Source organism: Streptomyces sp. NPDC012835, assembly GCF_042900885.1.
Lineage (GTDB): Bacteria > Actinomycetota > Actinomycetes > Streptomycetales > Streptomycetaceae > Streptomyces.
In genome coordinates, this window is record NZ_JBIBBW010000004.1 from 524,642 (window position 1) to 542,901 (window position 18,260).

21 protein-coding genes are annotated in these 18,260 nt (G+C 71.8%); 10 read left to right on the forward strand and 11 right to left on the reverse strand.

Annotated features, from left to right (window positions below; genetic code table 11):
* Positions 1-423: 423 nt before the first annotated feature.
* Positions 424-600, reverse strand: coding sequence for a hypothetical protein (locus ACFY6S_RS20410; RefSeq protein WP_388819574.1), 177 nt, complete (start codon positions 598-600; stop codon positions 424-426).
* Entirely contained in the window at positions 597-1,055 is a 459-nt protein-coding gene (locus ACFY6S_RS20415; protein WP_388819577.1) for a hypothetical protein, read from the reverse strand. The genes ACFY6S_RS20410 and ACFY6S_RS20415 overlap by 4 nt, the downstream gene beginning before the upstream one ends.
* Before the next feature lie 173 nt (positions 1,056-1,228).
* On the opposite strand from ACFY6S_RS20415, the gene ACFY6S_RS20420 reads away from it, so the two are divergent.
* Positions 1,229-2,686: a hypothetical protein gene (locus ACFY6S_RS20420; protein WP_388819580.1), complete on the forward strand. Its 1,458-nt coding sequence runs from the start codon at positions 1,229-1,231 to the stop codon at positions 2,684-2,686.
* 11 nt (positions 2,687-2,697) lie between these two features.
* On the forward strand, positions 2,698-3,183 hold the full coding sequence (locus tag ACFY6S_RS20425) for a hypothetical protein (RefSeq protein ID WP_388819583.1): 486 nt from the start codon (positions 2,698-2,700) through the stop codon (positions 3,181-3,183).
* A 516-nt stretch (positions 3,184-3,699) separates the two neighbouring features.
* Here the strand turns inward: ACFY6S_RS20425 and ACFY6S_RS20430 are convergent.
* A complete protein-coding gene (locus ACFY6S_RS20430) occupies positions 3,700-4,938 on the reverse strand; it encodes an acyl-CoA dehydrogenase family protein (protein ID WP_388819586.1) in 1,239 nt (412 codons plus the stop codon).
* 199 nt (positions 4,939-5,137) lie between these two features.
* Here ACFY6S_RS20430 and ACFY6S_RS20435 point away from each other — a divergent pair, with 199 nt between their 5' ends.
* Positions 5,138-5,782 (forward strand): TetR family transcriptional regulator, encoded by a 645-nt coding sequence (locus tag ACFY6S_RS20435; RefSeq protein ID WP_388819589.1) that lies wholly within the window; start codon positions 5,138-5,140, stop codon positions 5,780-5,782.
* Between the two features lie 89 nt (positions 5,783-5,871).
* Here the strand turns inward: ACFY6S_RS20435 and def are convergent, their stop codons facing one another.
* Positions 5,872-6,429 (reverse strand): peptide deformylase, encoded by a 558-nt coding sequence (gene def, locus ACFY6S_RS20440; RefSeq protein ID WP_388819592.1) that lies wholly within the window; start codon positions 6,427-6,429, stop codon positions 5,872-5,874.
* Positions 6,430-6,544: 115 nt separating this feature from the next.
* On the opposite strand from def, the gene ACFY6S_RS20445 reads away from it, so the two are divergent.
* The 5 genes from ACFY6S_RS20445 (at position 6,545) to ACFY6S_RS20465 (ending at position 11,035) form a co-directional block, all read left to right on the forward strand.
* A complete protein-coding gene (locus ACFY6S_RS20445; protein WP_388819595.1) occupies positions 6,545-7,783 on the forward strand; it encodes a MurT ligase domain-containing protein in 1,239 nt (412 codons plus the stop codon).
* Positions 7,784-7,832: 49 nt separating this feature from the next.
* Positions 7,833-8,561: a type 1 glutamine amidotransferase gene (locus ACFY6S_RS20450; RefSeq protein WP_388819598.1), complete on the forward strand. Its 729-nt coding sequence runs from the start codon at positions 7,833-7,835 to the stop codon at positions 8,559-8,561.
* 133 nt (positions 8,562-8,694) lie between these two features.
* On the forward strand, positions 8,695-9,720 hold the full coding sequence (locus ACFY6S_RS20455; protein ID WP_388819601.1) for a 6-phosphofructokinase: 1,026 nt from the start codon (positions 8,695-8,697) through the stop codon (positions 9,718-9,720).
* A gap of 144 nt (positions 9,721-9,864) precedes the next feature.
* Positions 9,865-10,818 (forward strand): cytochrome c oxidase assembly protein, encoded by a 954-nt coding sequence (locus ACFY6S_RS20460; protein WP_388819604.1) that lies wholly within the window; start codon positions 9,865-9,867, stop codon positions 10,816-10,818.
* A 61-nt stretch (positions 10,819-10,879) separates the two neighbouring features.
* Positions 10,880-11,035 (forward strand): hypothetical protein, encoded by a 156-nt coding sequence (locus ACFY6S_RS20465; RefSeq protein WP_388819607.1) that lies wholly within the window; start codon positions 10,880-10,882, stop codon positions 11,033-11,035.
* 172 nt (positions 11,036-11,207) lie between these two features.
* Here the strand turns inward: ACFY6S_RS20465 and ACFY6S_RS20470 are convergent, their stop codons facing one another.
* Positions 11,208-12,410: an SPFH domain-containing protein gene (locus ACFY6S_RS20470; RefSeq protein ID WP_388819610.1), complete on the reverse strand. Its 1,203-nt coding sequence runs from the start codon at positions 12,408-12,410 to the stop codon at positions 11,208-11,210.
* 89 nt (positions 12,411-12,499) lie between these two features.
* Entirely contained in the window at positions 12,500-12,721 is a 222-nt protein-coding gene (locus ACFY6S_RS20475) for a hypothetical protein (protein ID WP_388819613.1), read from the reverse strand.
* Between the two features lie 273 nt (positions 12,722-12,994).
* Between ACFY6S_RS20475 and ACFY6S_RS20480 the strand changes: the two genes are divergently transcribed.
* Both ACFY6S_RS20480 and ACFY6S_RS20485 read left to right on the forward strand, forming a co-directional pair.
* Positions 12,995-13,912, forward strand: coding sequence for a SigB/SigF/SigG family RNA polymerase sigma factor (locus ACFY6S_RS20480; protein WP_388819616.1), 918 nt, complete (start codon positions 12,995-12,997; stop codon positions 13,910-13,912).
* Positions 13,913-14,036: 124 nt separating this feature from the next.
* Entirely contained in the window at positions 14,037-15,266 is a 1,230-nt protein-coding gene (locus ACFY6S_RS20485; RefSeq protein ID WP_388819619.1) for a phosphatidylserine/phosphatidylglycerophosphate/cardiolipin synthase family protein, read from the forward strand.
* Between the two features lie 57 nt (positions 15,267-15,323).
* Here ACFY6S_RS20485 and ACFY6S_RS20490 read toward each other — a convergent pair whose 3' ends face one another.
* The 5 genes from ACFY6S_RS20490 to ACFY6S_RS20510 all read right to left on the reverse strand — a co-directional run bounded on the left by ACFY6S_RS20490 (position 15,324) and on the right by ACFY6S_RS20510 (position 18,035).
* Positions 15,324-16,139 carry an SAM-dependent methyltransferase gene (locus ACFY6S_RS20490; RefSeq protein ID WP_388819622.1) on the reverse strand — a complete coding sequence of 272 codons (816 nt, stop codon included), beginning with the start codon at positions 16,137-16,139 and terminating at the stop codon, positions 15,324-15,326.
* A 177-nt stretch (positions 16,140-16,316) separates the two neighbouring features.
* Entirely contained in the window at positions 16,317-16,895 is a 579-nt protein-coding gene (locus ACFY6S_RS20495; protein ID WP_388819625.1) for a hypothetical protein, read from the reverse strand.
* Positions 16,892-17,419: a DUF6286 domain-containing protein gene (locus tag ACFY6S_RS20500; protein ID WP_388819628.1), complete on the reverse strand. Its 528-nt coding sequence runs from the start codon at positions 17,417-17,419 to the stop codon at positions 16,892-16,894. The genes ACFY6S_RS20495 and ACFY6S_RS20500 overlap by 4 nt, the downstream gene beginning before the upstream one ends.
* Entirely contained in the window at positions 17,416-17,853 is a 438-nt protein-coding gene (locus ACFY6S_RS20505) for an Asp23/Gls24 family envelope stress response protein (protein ID WP_388819631.1), read from the reverse strand. Before ACFY6S_RS20505 ends, ACFY6S_RS20500 begins: the two co-directional genes overlap by 4 nt.
* A 5-nt stretch (positions 17,854-17,858) precedes the next feature.
* Positions 17,859-18,035 (reverse strand): hypothetical protein, encoded by a 177-nt coding sequence (locus tag ACFY6S_RS20510; RefSeq protein ID WP_388819634.1) that lies wholly within the window; start codon positions 18,033-18,035, stop codon positions 17,859-17,861.
* Positions 18,036-18,260 lie beyond the last annotated feature (225 nt).

Sequence of the window (18,260 nt, forward strand, 5' to 3'; positions counted from 1 at the left end):
CGGTACGGGACCGGCGGCCACGTTCCGAACCTGACGCGACCGCTGCGCGTCTCTCACGCGATCGGCGCAACGGTCGCGGGCCTGGTACGGGAGGAGCCCCGGCCGGGGTCCACGGGGGCCGGGGCCCATGGGGGAAGACGGCCGGCCGGGGCGGTAGGTGGGCACCCGGCCACGCACGGCCGGGCGCCCGTCCCGCGCGCCGCGGACGACGACGGCAGCGGCGCGCGGGGGTTCAGGGACAGGACCAGACCTCGGCCCCGGTGTCATGCACGCCCTGCCGGCCCTCCGCGCGTCCGCGCGGTATCGCCCCGCCGGACAGCGGCCGTCCGCACGCACAGCACGCGCGGCCCAGGGCCTGATCCCAGGTCAGCTCCCGCGCGGGCGGCACCTGCCGCTTCCGGCATGCCTGGAGCGTCGCCGCAGTCACTGGTGTTCGCCCTCGTACCGCGGCCAGAACGTCTTCGTCGGCCAGTGGTAGTGGTCATCGGCCGTATCCGAGTGCCCCTCGCTCTCCGTGCAGCGGAGAGCGTCGTCCGGGTGCGGGATCCAGCACATGCCGGGGATACGCGGGCGGGGCGCGTCGCCGGTGCGCGCCGTCACCGGATGTCGCCCTGGCGCTGGTGCCCGAGGTGCAGCAGCCGCGCGACCTCGTCCGGGGCGCAGAGGGCCCGCGCACGCGTGGGCGGGACAGCCCAGTGGATGCCGGCGGGACCGGTGCGGTCGAGCCGGGGCACGGTGAGGTAGGTGCCGCGGCTGAGCGCGGAGGCGTACGGAGAGACCCACTCCTCCGCTGTTCCGGTCGGGACGAGGATCATGTACCAGGTGGGCGGTGCCCAGATGACGGGGCCGCCGAGCCGGTCCAGGACCACGGCCACGGCGTCGTGCTCGGGGGCGTCGGCCGCCGCGTGCACGAGGCGGCCCGGGGCCTTGACGGCGTCGAAGCGGGCGCCGAGGGCGAGGATGGCGGGCCGCCCGTCAGCCCAGTCCCGGAAGGCGCTCTCGGGGTCCCGGATGGACGATGCCAGCCAGCGGGAGATCGCAGTCTCAGTGGTCACTTGGGCGGGCATGCCGCATCCCTCTCATCAGCCGATTGGGTCATGGAAGTAGCGTCGCCGTCATTCGCTGATGGTGGGATGACCAGCAGGGGTTACCGAGGCGGTAATACACTCGTTGGCGCTCCAGTAAGGCGCCCCGCACGTGCATAGGATCACTCCGGAAGTCGGCCCCCATGGAAGCCACCACCCCCGGCCCGCTCGCTCCCGACATCCTTGACAGGGACGACGTTCGGCGAGCACTCGCTGAGCACGACTTCGCCTCGGTCTTCGCCCTCATCAAGAAGTGGGGCGGCCTCTCCCAGAACCGGATCGGGGCGGCCTGCCAGCTCACCCCCGGCAAGGTCTCCACGATCATCAGCGGCAGCCAGCGCGTCACGAGCTTCGACGTGATGTGCCGGATCGCCGACGGACTCCGGATCCCGGGGCGTCTCCTCGGCCTGGCGCCGCGCCCTTGGGAGCACCAGCAACACGCCGAGCAACAGCGCCCGCTGACGCTGCCGCGCGCCCGGCCGGCCGCCGACGACATTCCGTGGCGGTCCGACGTGACGGTAGATCTGGCGGCAGATCTGACCAGGAGTGATCTCGTGATGGACCGACGCGCAGTCACACGCGCACTGGCCGGAGCCGCAGTGACCGGTGCCGCCCTGCTCGACCCTCTGGAGGGGTGGCTCCAGCCCGCCGCCGCACTGCCTGCACCGGCCCGCCGGGGTCGGCTCGGGATGCGGGAGATAGACGAGCTGGAGATCACCGCGAGGGCATTTCGGCAGTGGGACCACCAGTACGGCGGCGGGCTCCGGCGCAAGGCCGTGCTCGGCCAGCTCAGCGAGATCGCCAGTGCCCTTGATGACCACCAGGCGCCTGCCGTCGAGACGCGCCTCTACCGAATCATGGCGCAACTCGCCGGTACCGCGGCCACGATGGCTTGGGACTCCGGCCTTCACCGACGCGCGCAGGAGTACTACCGGCTCGCCCTGCGCTCGGCGCACGCGGGCGACGACCCGGTGTTCGGCGCGAACGTCCTCGCCGGGATGGCCAGGCAGATGTTGTACCGTGACCGGCCCGACGACGCGCTTCAACTCATTCACCTGGCCCAGGAAGGCGCCCGGGACGTGATCGGGCACCGGGTCCGAGCGATGCTCCACACCCGCGAGGCATGGGCGTATGCGGCTCAGGGCCGTACTGCGGGCTTTCAGCGCGCGACCGCCCGAGCTGCCGAGGCACTTGCCACTGCGGGGCCGGGTGAGGAAGAGCCCTACTGGATCGCCTACTTCGACGATGCCGAACTGGCCGGCGTCACTGGCGGTCGGCTCCTCGACTTGGCTCGGCAGAATCCGAAGCAGCACGCCGACCGAGCCGCCGCCGAGATCCGCGCCGCGCTCTCCTCACGGGGATCCGAGGCAGGGCGCTCACACGCGCTCGACCGGATCGGACTCGCTGAATGCCACTACCTCGTCGGCGACATCGAGGGCGGTGCGGAGGAGACGCACCGGGCGGTCGCGGCTGCCCGGCTCACCCGGTCCGGGCGGGTCCGCGGCCAGCTCGGCCAGCTCTATCCGTACACCGTGGGACACAGCGCGTCGCGTACGGTCCGGGACGCGCGGGATAGTGTCCGCGATCTGCTGTCGAGCTGAGGGGTGGGCGCATGACGACGTTGGCTGTGACGGGGCACATGGACCTGACCGAGGAGAGTGTGCCGCTCGTACGGGCCGCGCTGCGCGAGGTCCTGGCGCCGTACCGCGAGGATCTGACCGGGGTGTCATGCATCGCTGCCGGATCCGACTCGCTGTTCGCGGAGGAGGTGACAGCCATCGGCGGTCGCCTCGTCGTGGTGATCCCGTCTCAGGACTACCGGGCAGCGAAGGTCAAGCCTGATCATGCGCCGATCTTCGATCACTTGGTGGAGGCCGCCTCCGAGGTGCTGACGATGCCGCACGAGTCAGCGAACCGGCAGGCGTACGAGTCCGCGAACGCCGTCCTCCTGGAGCGTGCGGACCGCCTCGTCGCAGTCTGGAACGGCCAGCCCCCGACGGGGAAGGGCGGGGGCACAGCGGACGTCGTCGCGGAAGCATGCGCGACCGGCGTCCCCGTGGACGTGGTATGGCCCGACGGAGCCGCCCGGCGGTCCTGAACCGGCACCGGACATGACGAAAGCGCCCCTCCGTCCGAGCCCGAAGGCTGGGACGGAGGGGCACGGCGGAGCGGGCGGGCACGCGGACGTGGTGGGCGAACAACTCGCGGCTCTGGGACCACCCCCGCACGCGCGGGGACTACCGGACCCCGGCGGAGTTAACTGTGAGACACATGGGACCACCCCCGCACGCGCGGGGACTACGCTTCCTGACCTGGGCTTCTCGCGCCGGATCAGTGCCGCCAGCATCGGTCAGCTCAAGCCGACGATACCGGCAGCACTACAGCGCCGTACGGCCAATCGCACCGCTCCTTGCCTCGCTCCTGCGTCAACTTGCCGGATACCGACCTGACTCGGAATGGGTGTTCAATGCACCGAGGGGAGGTCGGCTGCTTCGCGGCGGCGATCGGTACACGGAGAGATGGCATCCGATGTGTGCGGGCAGGGCGCCGCGAGGAGTTGGCCATGGCCGCGTACCTTCAGCGGTTGCGGGAGAAGTCGTTAAGGGGCGTGCAGTCAGCGGATCTGCACGCCCGACAGGGTACGCGCGATGACCAGGCGCTGGATCTCGCTCGTCCCCTCGAAGATGGTGTAGATGGCCGCGTCCCGGTGCATGCGCTCGACCGGGTATTCGCGGGTGAAGCCGTTGCCGCCGAGTATCTGTACGGCCTGGGCGGTGACCTGCTTGGCCGTCTCGCTCGCGTACAGCTTGGACATGGAGCCCTCGGCCGAGGTGAACGGCTTGCCCGTGGCCGCCATCCAGGACGCGCGCCAGACCAGCAGCCGGGAGGCGTCGATCCGGGTGCGCATGTCGGCGAGCTGGAAGGCGATGCCCTGGTTGTCGATGATCGGGCGGCCGAACTGGCTGCGGGTCGTGGCGTAGTCGAGTGCGACCTCGTACGCCGCGCGGGCGGTGCCCACCGCCATGGCGCCGACGGCGGGGCGCGATGCCTCGAAGGTGGCCATGGCCGCGTTCTTGACGCGTCCGCCGCCGTCGGCCTTCGCCGAGGCCGCGCGTTCGCGGGCGCGGGCGAGGCGTTCGTCCAGCTTCTGCTTTCCGCCGAGGAGGCAGTGGCCGGGGACCCGGACGCCGTCCAGGACGACTTCGGCGGTGTGGGAGGCGCGGATGCCGTGCTTCTTGAACTTCTGCCCCTGGGAGAGGCCGGGGGTGGCGGGCGGGACGATGAAGGAGGCGTGGCCCTTCGAACCGAGCGCGGGGTCGACGACGGCGACCACGACATGGACGTTGGCGATCCCGCCGTTGGTCGCCCAGGTCTTGGTGCCGTCGAGTACCCACTCGTCCTTCGCCTCGTCGTAGACGGCGCGGGTGCGCATGGCCGAGACGTCGGAGCCCGCGTCGGGTTCCGAGGAGCAGAAGGCGGCGAGCTTCACGTCGTCCGGGTCGCCGTACATCTGCGGGATCCAGGTGCCGATCTGTTCCTCGGTGCCGTTGGCGAGGACTCCGACGGCCGCGAGGCCCGTCCCGACGATGGACAGCGCGATGCCGGCGTCGCCCCAGAACAGTTCCTCCATCGCCATGGGGATACCGAGCCCGGTGGGGTCGAAGAACTGCTGGGCGTAGAAGTCGAGGGAGTAGATGCCGACCTTGGCGGCCTCCTGGATGACCGGCCAGGGAGTCTCCTCACGCTCGTCCCACTCGGCCGCGGCCGGGCGGATGACGTCCGCGGCGAAGCCGTGGAGCCAGTCACGGACCTGCCTCTGGTCGTCGTTGAGATCGAGCGTGAACCCGGTCATGTTCCCTCCAGCACTCGGCACTGCGTCGCACAGAAATGTTACTTGCGGTAACAACAGTCTGTTACTCACAAGTAGGCGATGTCAACCAGCCACCTTCCGATCAGCGACGACCCCGGCCGGGGTGTTACGTTTCCGTGGCGTACCGGCGGTCGCGGTTGCCGGTGCGCGAGGCGATCGCACGCGCGGGGAGACATCACCCATGGAGACCACACACCAGGCCGAGCAGCAGCGATCGGCACGGCAGCGGCGCCGGCAGCTGCTGGAGGCCGCCGACAGGGTGGTGCTCAGGGACGGCCCGCACGCCTCCATGAACGCCATCGCAGCCGAGGCCGGGATCACGAAACCCATCCTGTACCGGCACTTCGGCGACAAGGGCGGCCTGTACCGGGCGCTCGCCAAGCGCCATACCGACGCGCTGCTGGACGCCCTGCGGACCGCGCTCGACGCCCCGGCAGGGCGGCGCGAGCGCGTCGAGGCCACGCTCGACACCTATCTCGCGGCGATCGAGGCCCGGCCCCAGGTGTACCGGTTCCTGATGCATCCGGCGGAGGAGGCCCACCTGCCGGAGCAGGGCTTCGACGTCGGCCGCCATTCGGCCCCGCTGCTGCGCCGGCTCGGCGAGGAACTGGCCGAGGTCATCGCGGAGCGCGTCGACCTCGGCCGGGACAGCGAGCAGCTCGCCCGGGTCTGGGGCCATGGCATCGTCGGCATGATGCACGGCGCCGGTGACTGGTGGCTCGGTGAACGCCCCTGCCCCCGGGCCCAGTTGGTGCACAGTCTGGCGGACCTGCTGTGGGGGCGGCTGGCCGCGGTGGACGACCGCCCGGGCGGTCCCGGATTCTGAAACGGCCGGTACGGAGCAGGGCCGCGCGGGCACGGGCACGGGCATGGGGCACGGGGCCCGTACGGGGACCCGCCTCCGGGGTACGGGTCTCAGACGTACGGGTCGGACGCGCCGGCCCACGGCGCCCGCGCGGCCGTCCGCAGCACCTTGGCCCTCCGCCGTCCGGTCAGCCGGTCGGGGTAGACGAAGCCCTCCAGATGGTCGCTCTCGTGCTGGAGGCAGCGCGCGAAGAACCCGGTGCCCTCGACCCGTACGGGCTCCCCCTCGCGGGTGACACCCTCCACCACCGCGTGGTCGGCCCGCTCCGTACCCGCCTCGATGCCCGGCAGCGACAGACAGCCCTCCGGGCCGCGCAGCACGACGCCGTCCGTGACGACCGGCCGCGGATTGACGACGTGTCCGAGGTGACGGACGTCCTCGTCGTCGGGGCAGTCGTATACGAACACCCGCAGCGGCACGCCGATCTGATTGGCCGCCAGCCCGACACCACGGGCCTCGTACATCGTCGCGAACAGATCCTCGACGAGTTCGGCGAGCGCGGGACCGAAGTCCGTGACGGGCTCGCAGGGCGTGTGCAGCACGGGATCACCGAGCATTCTCATGGCTCGTACTCGCCCGGAACTGCCGGGGATCGAACGGTTTCGCATGTCGCTCAGGGTACGGTCCACACTCATCCCCGCCTTCCGCCCGGTGCCACGGTTCGGGTCCCTGGCCGGATCTCGATAGGCTGACCCACGGACCGACGCAAGGAGGATCAAGGCGATGTCAGGCAACACGGACCCGCTGTCCCCGCGGGCCAAGCTCGCCGTGACGGCGGGCAAGGCCGCGGCGGCGGTGTCGCGCGCCGCTGGGCGCGGCAGCGGATCGGTGATCGGCGGGAAGGTGGCGCTCAGACTCGACCCGGATCTGCTCGGGCGGCTGGCGCAGCACCTCGACGTCATCCTCGTGTCGGCGACCAACGGCAAGACCACCACCACCCGGCTGATCGCCGAGGCCCTGCGGGCCGCCGGGCCCGTGGTGTCGAACGCGCTCGGCGCCAACATGCCGGCCGGTATCACCTCGGCCCTGGCGGGCGGCTCCGACGCGAAGTTCGGCGTGATCGAGGTCGACGAGAAGTACCTCGCCGGGGTGGCGCGCGACACGACGCCCAAGGCGATCGCGCTGCTCAACCTCTCGCGCGACCAGCTCGACCGCGCCGCCGAGACCCGGATGCTCGCGGAGAAGTGGCGGGAGGGCCTGGCCGGTACGAAGGCCGTCGTCATCGCGAACGCCGACGACCCGCTGATCGTGTGGGCCGCCTCCTCCTCGCCCAATGTGGTGTGGGTGGCGGCCGGACAGGAGTGGAAGGACGACGCCTGGTCCTGCCCCTCCTGCGGCGGTGTGATGCAGCGTCCCGGCGACGACTGGTTCTGCGGCGAGTGCGGCTTCCGCAGGCCGCCGCCGAGCTGGGCGCTGCACGGCGATCACGTACTGGACCCGCACGGCTCGGCCTGGCCGATCCACCTCCAGCTGCCGGGGCGCGCCAACAAGGCGAACGCGGCGACCTCCGCCGCCGTCGTGGCGACCTTCGGGGTGCCGCCGCAGGTGGCGCTGGAGCGGATGTACCAGGTGCAGGCGGTGGCCGGCCGGTACGACGTGGTGTCCTTCCTCGGCCGCGATCTGCGGCTGCTGCTCGCGAAGAACCCCGCGGGCTGGCTGGAGACGTTCTCCCTCATCGACCCGCCGCCGACCCCGGTGATCCTCGCGGTCAACGCCCGCGGCGCCGACGGCACGGACACCTCGTGGCTGTGGGACGTCGACTACACGCGGCTCGCCGGTCATCCGATCTTCGTGATCGGCGACCGGAAGCTGGACCTCGCCGTGCGCCTCGAAGTGGCCGGTCTGGACTTCCGGGTCTGCGAGACCCCCGACGAGGCCGTGCGGATGGCGCCGCCGGGACGGATCGAGGCCATCGCCAACTACACCTCGTTCCAGGACCTCCGCCGAAGAGTGGGCAACTGACGCCGTGCCGGAGAACTGGACACCTCGGACCCCTGGAGGACGAGCGAGAATGAGTGACAACAGCCTGCGGCTGGTGTGGATCTATCCCGACCTGCTGAGCACGTACGGCGACCAGGGGAACGCCCTGGTCGTGGAGCGCCGGGCCCGGCAGCGCGGACTGGGCGTCACCCGCGTGGACGTGCGCAGCGACCAGCCGGTCCCGACGTCCGGCGACATCTATCTGATCGGCGGCGGTGAGGACCGCCCGCAGCGGCTCGCGGCGGAGCGGCTGCGCCGGGACGGCGGGCTCAGCCGGGCCGTCTCCAACGGGGCCATCGTCTTCTCGGTGTGCGCCGGCTACCAGATCCTGGGCCATGAGTTCGTCAACGACCTGGGCGAGCGCGAGGCCGGACTGGGGCTGCTCGACGTGGTCTCCACCCGGGGCGAGGGCGAGCGGTGCGTCGGTGACGTACTGGCCGACATCGACCCGCAGCTCAACCTGGAGCAGCTGACCGGGTTCGAGAACCACCAGGGCATCACGCACCTCGGTCCGTCGGCCCGGGCGTTCGCGCGGGTCCGGCTCGGCCGGGGCAACGGCACGGGCGACGGCACGGAGGGCGCGTACAACGGCACCGTCTTCGGCACGTACATGCACGGTCCCGTGATGGCGCGCAATCCGCAGATCGCCGACCTGCTGCTGAAGCTGGCGCTCGACGTGAACGCCCTGCCGCCGACCGACGACCGGTGGTACGAGGCACTGCGCGCCGAGCGGGTCGCCGCGGCGACCCAGCCCGCCTGACGCGGAGCGCCGGAGGGTGTCCATCAGTCGGACGCCGGGTTCGGCCGGGCCGCCGCCCGCCGGTAGGGTGGCGGCGATCTGGCCGGACAACGGTGTCCGGCCGTCGGCCCACGTTGCAAAGGTATCCCGGGCTATGCGTATTGGTGTGCTCACCTCCGGCGGCGACTGTCCCGGCCTCAACGCCGTGATCCGGTCCGTCGTGCACCGGGCCGTCGCCGACCACGGCGACGAGGTGATCGGCTTCCACGACGGCTGGAAGGGCCTCCTGGAGTGCGACTACCGCAAGCTGGACCTGGACGCCGTGGGCGGCATCCTGGCGCGCGGCGGGACCATCCTCGGCTCGTCCCGGGTGCAGCCCGCGCATCTGCGGGACGGGGTGGAGCGCGCCCGGGGGCACGTCGCCGACCTGGGGCTGGACGCGATCATCCCGATCGGCGGTGAGGGCACCCTCAAGGCGGCGCACCTCCTGTCCGAGGCAGGGCTGCCGATCGTCGGCGTACCTAAGACCATCGACAACGACATCGCCTCCACGGACGTCACCTTCGGGTTCGACACGGCCGTCGGGGTCGCCACCGAGGCGCTGGACCGGCTGAAGACCACCGCCGAGTCCCACCAGCGCGTGCTGATCGTCGAGGTCATGGGCCGGCACACCGGCTGGATCGCGCTGCACTCCGGGATGGCCGCCGGTGCGCACGCGATCGTGGTGCCCGAGCGGCCCTTCGACATGGACGAGCTGACCGAGCTGGTCGGACGGCGTTTCTCGGCGGGCAAGCGGTTCGCGATCGTCGTGGTCGCGGAGGGCGCGAAGCCGCGCGAGGGCTCGATGGAGTTCGACGAGGGCGGCACGGACGTGTACGGCCACGAGCGGTTCGCCGGTGTGGCGCGGCAGCTCTCCACCGAGCTGGAGAACCGGCTCGGCAAGGAGGCCAGGCCGGTGATACTCGGCCATGTCCAGCGCGGTGGCACCCCCACGGCGTACGACAGGGTGCTGGCCACCCGTTTCGGCTGGCACGCGGTCGAGGCCGCCCACCGGAGCGAGTTCGGCATGCTGACGGCGCTGCGCGGCACGGACATCGTCATGGTCCCGCTGGGCGAGGCGGTGGAGACGCTCAAGACGGTGCCCGTCGAGCGCTACGCCGAGGCGGAGTGCGTGCTCTGACCCGTACCGCCCGCGCTCCGCGTCCCCGGGTCGCCCGGAACCGCCCCCGCCCGCCGACGCGGTCGGGGGCGGTTCTACTCTGGTGCGGACAACCGGCGTGAATCGGGCCGGGCTGTTTCACGCTCGTCCCACGGGAGCACACGGATGGATCACAGCGGGCACGGCATGACCATGGATCTGCCGCCGTTCACGCTGGGACGGGGGCTGGCGTACTCGCCGGATCTCTTCTTCCTGGTCGGCTGCGTTCTCGCGCTCGCCCTCTACGGCTGGGCAGTGCTGCGGCTGCGGCGGCGGGGCGACGGCTGGCCGGTGGGCCGCACGATCGGGTTCGTCCTCGGTGTGCTGAGCGTGGCGCTGATGATGTGCACCGGGCTGAACGACTACGGCATGGTCATGTTCAGCGTGCACATGGTGCAGCACATGGTGATCAGCATGGTCTCCCCCATCCTGCTGCTGCTCGGCGCCCCGGTGACGCTGGCGCTGCGGGCGCTTCCGGTGGCGGGCCGGCGCGGCGCCAGGGGTCCGCGCGAGCTGCTGCTCGCGCTGCTGCACAGCCGCTACCTGCGGGTCATCACGCACCCGGCGTTCACGATCCCGCTGTTCATCGCGAGCCTGTACGGGCTGTATTTCACCCCGATCTTCGACTTCCTGATGGGCTCCAGGACCGGCCACATCGCGATGATGGTGCACTTCCTCGCGGTCGGTCTGGTCTTCTTCTGGCCGATCATGGGCGTGGATCCGGGACCGCACCGGCCCGGCTATGTGATGCGGATGCTGGAGCTGTTCGCCGGGATGCCGTTCCACGCGTTCTTCGGGATCGCGCTGATGATGGCGAGCGAGCCGATGGTCGCCACGTACAGCTCCCCGTCCGCCTCGCTGGGGATCGACGCGCTGACCGACCAGAACGCGGCGGGCGGTATCGCCTGGGCGTTCAGCGAGATCCCGTCGGTGCTGGTGCTGATCGCGCTGGTGTACCAGTGGTACCGCTCGGAGCAGCGGCAGGCCAGGCGTTCCGACCGGGCCGCGGACCGGGACGGCGACCAGGAGCTGGCACGGTACAACGCGTATCTGGCCTCCCTCCAGGCCCGGGGGCAGTAGCGCGGAACCCTGGTCACGGGTGACGATGGGCGTCACGGCCCCGGCCCGGAGGAGGACGCGCATGTCCGGATCCACGAAGACGATGGGCGTGGTGACCGTCGGCGCGCTGGTCGCGGTGACGGGGTACACGGCCGCGCTGGGCAGCAGCGGCTGGCTGTGGTTCGGCTGGGTGGTGCTGTGCCTGATCACGATCGGGATGGCCGCGACACGGAGCTGACGGGCACGCGCGCGGGGCGTACGAGGCCGGGGGTGCCGGTGCGCGAGGGATGTCCGTCAGCGGTGTGTCGGGTGTCCGTGGGCCGTGCGTGCGTGGGCGCCGGGGCGTACGAGGGCGGGCCGTACGGCTGAGGTGGCGTACGGCCCGCCCTCGTGACCGGTGGGAGCCGGTGTCAGTTGGACTCGGTGACGCGCAGGGAAGGCTTTCCGTTGACGCTCGGGGCGTCCTTCAGGCCGTCCGTCGCGCCCTTGAGCGAGTTGAGGATGGCCATGCCCTGGCCCACCAGACCCGCCGCCACGTCGTTCACCCCGTCGGTGCCGCTCAGCACGGTCAGCCGCGCGCCCGCCATGCCGCGAGCGGCGGCGTCGGCCAGCGCCGGCAGGTTCTCGACGGTGCGGTTGGCCGCGATCAGTTCCTGGTTGCCGTCCTTGAGGGAGGCGGCGCGCGCGGTGTTCGCCGCGGCCTGGGCCTCGGCGAGGGTGCGCTCGGTGTAGGCGTCACCCTCCGCCTCGAACTTCACCCGGTCACGGGCGGCCTCGGCCAGGGTGCGCTGCCGGTACGCCTCGGCGTCCGCCGGGCGGCGCACCTCCGCCTCCAGCCGCTGGGCGGCCAGCCGTGCCTGGCGCTCGGCCAGCTCGGTCCGCTGCTCGGTGGTCTCCTGCGAGGCCCGGGCCTCGGCGAGCGGACCCGCCTGCGCGGCGCGGGCGTTGACCTGCTCCGTCTCGGCGTGGAAGCCGGCCCGCTTGATCGCCGTGTCACGTTCGTACTCCGCCTTGAGCGCGGCGGCCTGCTGCTCGCGCTCGGACGCCTGCCGGTCGGCGCCGGCCTGGGCGATCCTGGCCTGGCTGGCGACGGCGGCGGCGTGCGGGGCCGCGAGGTTCTGGATGTAGCCGGTGGCGTCGCCGATCTCCTGGATCTGTAGGGCGTCCACGACGATGCCGAGTTTCTCCATTTCGGAGTGGCTGCCCTGTTTGACCTCCTGGGCGACCCGGTCGCGCTCCCTGATGATCTGTTCGACGGTCAGTCCGCCGATGATGGAGCGGAGGTGGCCCGCGAAGATCCGGCCGACCAGCTCCTCCATCCGGTCCTGTTCCGCCAGGAACCGGCGGGCGGCGTTGGCGATCGACACCGCGTCGTCGCCCACCTTGAACACCGCCACCGCGCGGACGTTGAGGAGGATTCCCTGCTGGGTGACGCAGTCCTCCACGATCTCCGCCTCGCGCAGCGCCAGGGACAGCATCCGGACCTTGTGTTTGACGGGCATCACGAAGCTGCCGTGCCCGGTGACGATCCGGAACTGGGTGTCCTGCTCCTGGCGTTTGGAGCCGGATATGAGCATCGCCTCATTGGGCGCGGGTACATGCCAGAAGAGCATGACGGACTCCTGTCCTACTGCCTGCCGGTCACCGCCGGCTGATCGCTTCCCCGTTGCTGTCCCCGTGGCTGCGGGGAGGCACCCCGTGTTCAGGAAGGAAGGGGCTCCACGATCACCGACCGCGCCGAGATCGACTCGACGACGATCACGCGGAGGTGTCTGCCGATCGGACGGTCCGCCCAGGCCGCGTACGCCTCGGAGCCGCCCCGTACGGACACCAGTACCTCACCGGGCCCATCGGCCGGGATCGGCACGGTCACTCTGCCGATCGCGCCGATCGGACTCTGCGAGGAGTCATCTGCCGCGGACATACGTCGTCGCTCCACCTGATGCGGTCATGGCGCGCTCCGGGCCTCGTCAAGGGCGCCCCCGGCAGAGCCGCCGACGGCGATATGTCCTTATTATCCTCGCTTTTTTCACCCTACTCCGCATAGCGCCGGGGTGGGCACCGCGGCGACCGGGCCGGGCGGGGGCCGGTCGCCCCGCGCACCGCCCGAAAATTAAGTCGCCGATGCCGCGCATACTCCGGGGCCGGCCGGGCAGACGCAGGGTCGCAGAACAGCAGCCTCGGGAGGAATCACGTCATGCCGATATCCGCGCCGTCCGCCGCCACGTCCACCGCACCGGCCGCGTCGTCCGCACCGGTGACGAACCTCCCGGACGGCGGCGCCCGGGACCGGACCGGCGAACTGCCGTGGATCGAGAACGCCGGCAAGATCGCCCCGAAGGACGCGCGGGCCCTGTCGAAGCTGTTCTTCGACCAGCTCCAGGTCCTGGAAGAGGGCACGCGTGAGTACAGCTACGCGCGCAACACGCTCATCGAGATGAACCAGTCGCTCGTGCGGTTCGCCGCGAGCCGCTTCCGCAACCGGGGCGCGGACGAGATGGAGGACATCCTCCAGGTCGGCAACATCGGTCTGATCAAGGCCATCGACCGCTTCGACCTCTCCCGTGAAGTCGAGTTCACCACCTTCGCCGTCCCTTATATCGTCGGTGAGATCAAGCGCTTCTTCCGCGACACCACCTGGGCCGTCCATGTCCCGCGCCGCCTCCAGGAGCTGCGCGTCGAGCTGGCCAAGGCCAAGGAGCAGCTCGCACTCCTGCTGGACCGTGAACCCACGGTGGCGGAGCTGGCCGAGCAGCTGGAGCTGAGCGAGGAGGAGGTCGTCGAAGGGCTCGTCGCCGCCAACGGCTACAGCGCCGGCTCCCTCGACCTGCCGGCCGACAGCGACGACGGGCGGCCGGGCAGCGGGGGCCGTACGTACGCCGACACTCTCGGCGACCGGGACCCTGCCATGGAGCTGGTGGAGGACTTCCACGCCCTCGGCCCGCTGCTGACCACCCTCGACGAGCGCGAACGGCGCATTCTGGAGTTCCGCTTCGGCCAGGAACTCACCCAGTCACAGATCGGCGAGCGGCTCGGCGTCTCGCAGATGCATGTCTCCCGGCTGCTGACCCGGACACTCGCCAAGCTGAGGACGGGCATGCTGGCCGAGGAGTGACAACGGGCAGGACCACCGGCCGGGGCGGACCGTGTCCGCCCCGGCCTTCTCCCGCGGCGCTCCGACGCCGCTCCCGTACGTGCCCGCGCCACTCCCGCACCATCACGCCGTCGAGGTAGAGCCCATGAGCAGCACACAGCAGGAGCCCGCGCTCCGCCCCGGTGTCACCGGCGGGCGTACGGACCCGCCGCTCTCCCCCGAGGAGCGCGCGCTGCGGATACGGCGGCGGCTGGAGCGGCTGATCGGGATCGCGGCGACCGAGGGCAACGCGCTGGTCCCGCTGCGGAACGGGGACGAGATCTTCGCCGCGATGCTGGACGCCATCGGCTCCGCCGAGCACACCATCGACATGATGACGTTCGTCTACTGGAAGGGCGACATCGCCCACCGGTTCGCCGAGGCGCTCGCCGACCGGGCCCGCGCCGGCGTCCGGGTACGGCTGCTGCTGGACGGGTTCGGCAGCAGACTCATCGAGAAGGACCAGCTGCGCGTGATGGAAGAGGCGGGGGTGCGCGTGGCCTGGTTCCGCAAGCCGCTCTACCTCTCCCCCTTCAAGCAGAACCACCGCTGCCACCGCAAGGTGCTGGTCGTCGACGAGATGACGGCCTTCACCGGCGGGGTGGGGATCGCCGAGGAGTGGTGCGGCGACGCGCGCGACGAGAACGAGTGGCGTGACACGCATGTGCGGGTGAGCGGCCCGGCGGTGGACGGACTCGCCGCCGCGTTCGCGCAGAACTGGGCGGAGTGCCACGAGGACCTGTTCGACACGCGGGACCGGTTCATCGAGCACAGCCCGCAGGGCGACGCGGTCGTCCAGGTGGTACGCGGGTCGGCGAGTTTCGGCTGGCAGGACATGCAGACGCTGCTGCGGGTGGTGCTGGAGTCGGCGCAGGAACGGGTACGGGTGGCCACCGCGTACTTCGCGCCCGACGCGTACTTCATCGAGCTGCTGTGCGCGACCGCGCGTCGCGGGGTGACGGTGGAGATCCTGCTGCCGGGGCCGCACACCGACAAAAGGGTCTGCCAGCTCGCGGGCCAGAACCACTACGAGGAGCTGCTGGCCTGCGGGGTGAGGATCTTCCACTACCGGCCGACGATGCTGCACACGAAGGTCATCACGGTCGACGGGGTGGCCGCACTGGTCGGCTCGACCAACTTCAACCGGCGCTCGCTCGACCACGACGAGGAGGTCATGCTCGCCGTCCTGGACGAGGCGTTCACGACCACCCTCGACCGTCACTACACGGAGGACCTCGCGGTGAGCGAGGAGATCAAGGAGGGCCGCTGGAAGCGCCGTTCGCCGCTCCAGCGGGCCGGTGAGGCGGTCGTCGTCCCGATCCGCCGCTTCCTCTGAGCCGCTTCCCTCCGACCTGCCCCAACCCGTTCCGCCCCGGCCCGCGCGGGTGGCTGCTCAGGCCGGCTTGCGGGCGATGGCGCCGTACATGGCGATGTCCCGGTCGTCCATCGGCTGCCGGCCCGCGTCGGGCCGCCAGTGGTGGACCTGGGTGAGGCCGGGCTCGACCAGCTCCAGACCGGCGAAGAACTCCTCGGCCTCGGCGTGGGTACGCAGCTGCATCGGCATGCCCCGGCGCGCGTACTCGGCGGCGACGCGGCCGACCTCGGCCGGGGCGAAGTCGGCGGTGCCGATGGTCATGGCCAGGTAGCTGCCCGCCGGCAGCGGCTCCAGCAGGCGCTGGACCAGGCCGTGGTCGTCGTCGTCCTTGAGGATGAAGTGCAGAATGCCGATGATCATGAGCCCGACCGGCTCGCGCAGGTCCAGCAGCTCCTGGAACTGGGGCGAGCCGATGATCGCGTCGGGGTCGCGCATATCGGCGTCGATGTAGGCGGTACGGCCCTCGGGCGCGCTGGTGAGCAGCGCGCGGGCGTGGGCCAGGACGATGGGGTCGTTGTCGACGTAGACGACCCGGCTGTCGGCGCTGACCTCCTGCACGACCTCGTGGACATTGGGCGAGGTGGGCAGGCCGGTGCCGATGTCCAGGAACTGCCGGATGCCCTTCTCCCGCGCGAGATGGCGGGCCGCGCGGTGCATGAACTCCCGGTTGGCACGCATGTGCACGGGCAGCGCTGGCCACTCCCGGCACATCGAGTCGCCGGCTTCCTGGTCGACCTCGTAGTTGTCCTTGCCGCCCAGGATGTAGTCGTAGACGCGCGCCGAGTGCGCCTCCCCCGTGTTGAAGCGGTCCTCCGGAGAATGCTGCGCTGCCATCTTCGCTCCTCCCCGGTCCAGCGCTCCGTGCGAGGGGGCGCGTACCGGTACCGGTCTCACTGGTGCCTTGGCCAGAGTTTAGGCGTTCAGTGATCATTTCCGTAGAGCTCGAAGGCATTCGGCTGGGCCGGGCGCCCCGGCGCCCGGGGTTCCGGGGCGCCGGCTCCGGGGCCCGGTTCAGCGCAGGACGCGGGGGCCCGCACTCTCGGTGGCGAACCGGAACTCGACGGTGACCGGGAGGGTCTCCAGATCGAGCCCCCGGCGCAGCCGGGGCAGCCCCTCGGCTGCCAGCCGGGACCGGACGGCGCCCAGGTCGGCGGTCTGGTCCGCGCTGATCACCAGGGCGAGGACCGGAGCGCGGCGGGTGCCGGCCAGGGTGGCGTGCGCGGCGCGTACGCCTTCGTACGCGGTGACCTCGGCGACGAGGGGCCCGGTGGCGACGCCCGCGGCCAGCTCGGTACGGCCCCGGTCCGGGTCCCGTTCCAGGCGCCAGGTGCGCGTCCTGGGCCGGCGGGCGAGCTGGGCGGCCAGCCAGCGCAGCGCGAGCAGCCCGACGACGAGCGCGGCGCCCGCGGTGACGTACGGCGCCCAGGTGGGCGGGGCGGCGGTACCGGGCACGAGGGCGGCGTCCGGGTCGAGCACGGTGAGCCGGCCGGTGTGGGTGGCGCAGACGAAGCCGCCCCCGGCGAGCAGGAGCAGCCCGAGCAGGGCCAGCAGCACGCGGTTGAGCCGGGCCGGGCGGTTCAGGGCGGTCATGACGTGCTCCTGGTGGCGCGGAGTTCGACCTTCACGTCCGGGCGCCGGGCCGGGCCGATCTGGTCGAGGCGCTGTTCGAGGGCGGCGCGCACGGCGTCGGCGAGACCTTCGGTGTTCGTGCGGCCGGTCCTGACCCGGGCGGCGACCCGGCGGCGGCGCAGTGTCAGCGTGACGCGGTCGACCCCGTCGACGCCGGCCGCGGCGGTCCGCAGTGTGCCGCGCAGACCGCGCCGGGAGGCGCCGGAGTCGGGATCGCCCGCCAGGGGCAGGACGGTCGGCCGGCCGGGCAGGACCGCCGCCACCACCATGGCCAGCCCGACCAGCGCGGCGACTCCGCCCGCGACGGCCGGGGCCCGGTCGCTCCAGTGGGTGGCGCGCAGCGCGTCGGCGACGGAGCCGTAGCTGATCCACGGGGTCTGTCCCGCGATCGTCCGCACGGCGGCGGCGGCCACGACCACGCAGGCGGCGAGCAGCGCCAGCGCGGTGAGCGCGGCGGGGGCGGAGCGGCGGGGGCGGCGTTTCACCGGACCCTCCCGGTGTCGGCGGCGTCGCCGCGCAGGGCGGTCACGGTGATGTCGACACGCGAGACCGTCAGCCCCGTGAACTCCCCCAGCCGTTGGGTGAGATGGGCGCGCGCCGCCTCGGTGGTACGGGCCACGGAGGCCGGGTAGCCCACCGACAGGCGTACGTCGAGGGAGGTGGTGGCGCCCTTGATCCGGGCGGAGACGGTGGCGTCGCGGCCCGGTGCACCGGCGCCGGCGGCGAGCGCCCGGCGGCCCGCGCCGCCCACTCCCTCGACCTCGGTCACGGCGTGCGCGGCGAGGCGTTCGACAGCACGCTCGGTGATGGTGGTGACGCCCCGTTCGTCGTGGGGACTTCGCACCGGGGGCAGGTCGGCGCCCGGCGCGGTCCGCGCGGGCGCCCCGGTCGCGGTGGTGGTGGTCGTGGCGGTGGTCATCGCGGTCAGCCCCTGTCGCGGCCGACGAGTTGGGCGAGGTCGATCCTGCCGTCCAGATGGAGCCCGACGAGCAGTCCGAAGAAGCCGAGGACGAGGACGACGAGGAAGGCGCCGAAGCCGCCGAACGCCGCGGCGAGTCCGAGGACCAGACCGGTCAGCAGTCCGGCGTGGGTGCTGCTCATGGGGGATTCTCCTGGGGTGGTGGGGAGCCGGTACGGGTGCGGAGGCGAGGGCGCGGCCGGGCGGGTTCCGCGCTGCCCGCCGGAGCGTGCGGCGGCCGTGGAGGGCCGCGCGGGTCACCGCACCCGGCCGGACTCGGCCCCGTCGTCGCCCTCGTCGTCACCCGGGATGTGGGCACCGCTGACGTTGCTGGTGACGGTGGTGGCGTTCGCCATGGTGTGCTCCTC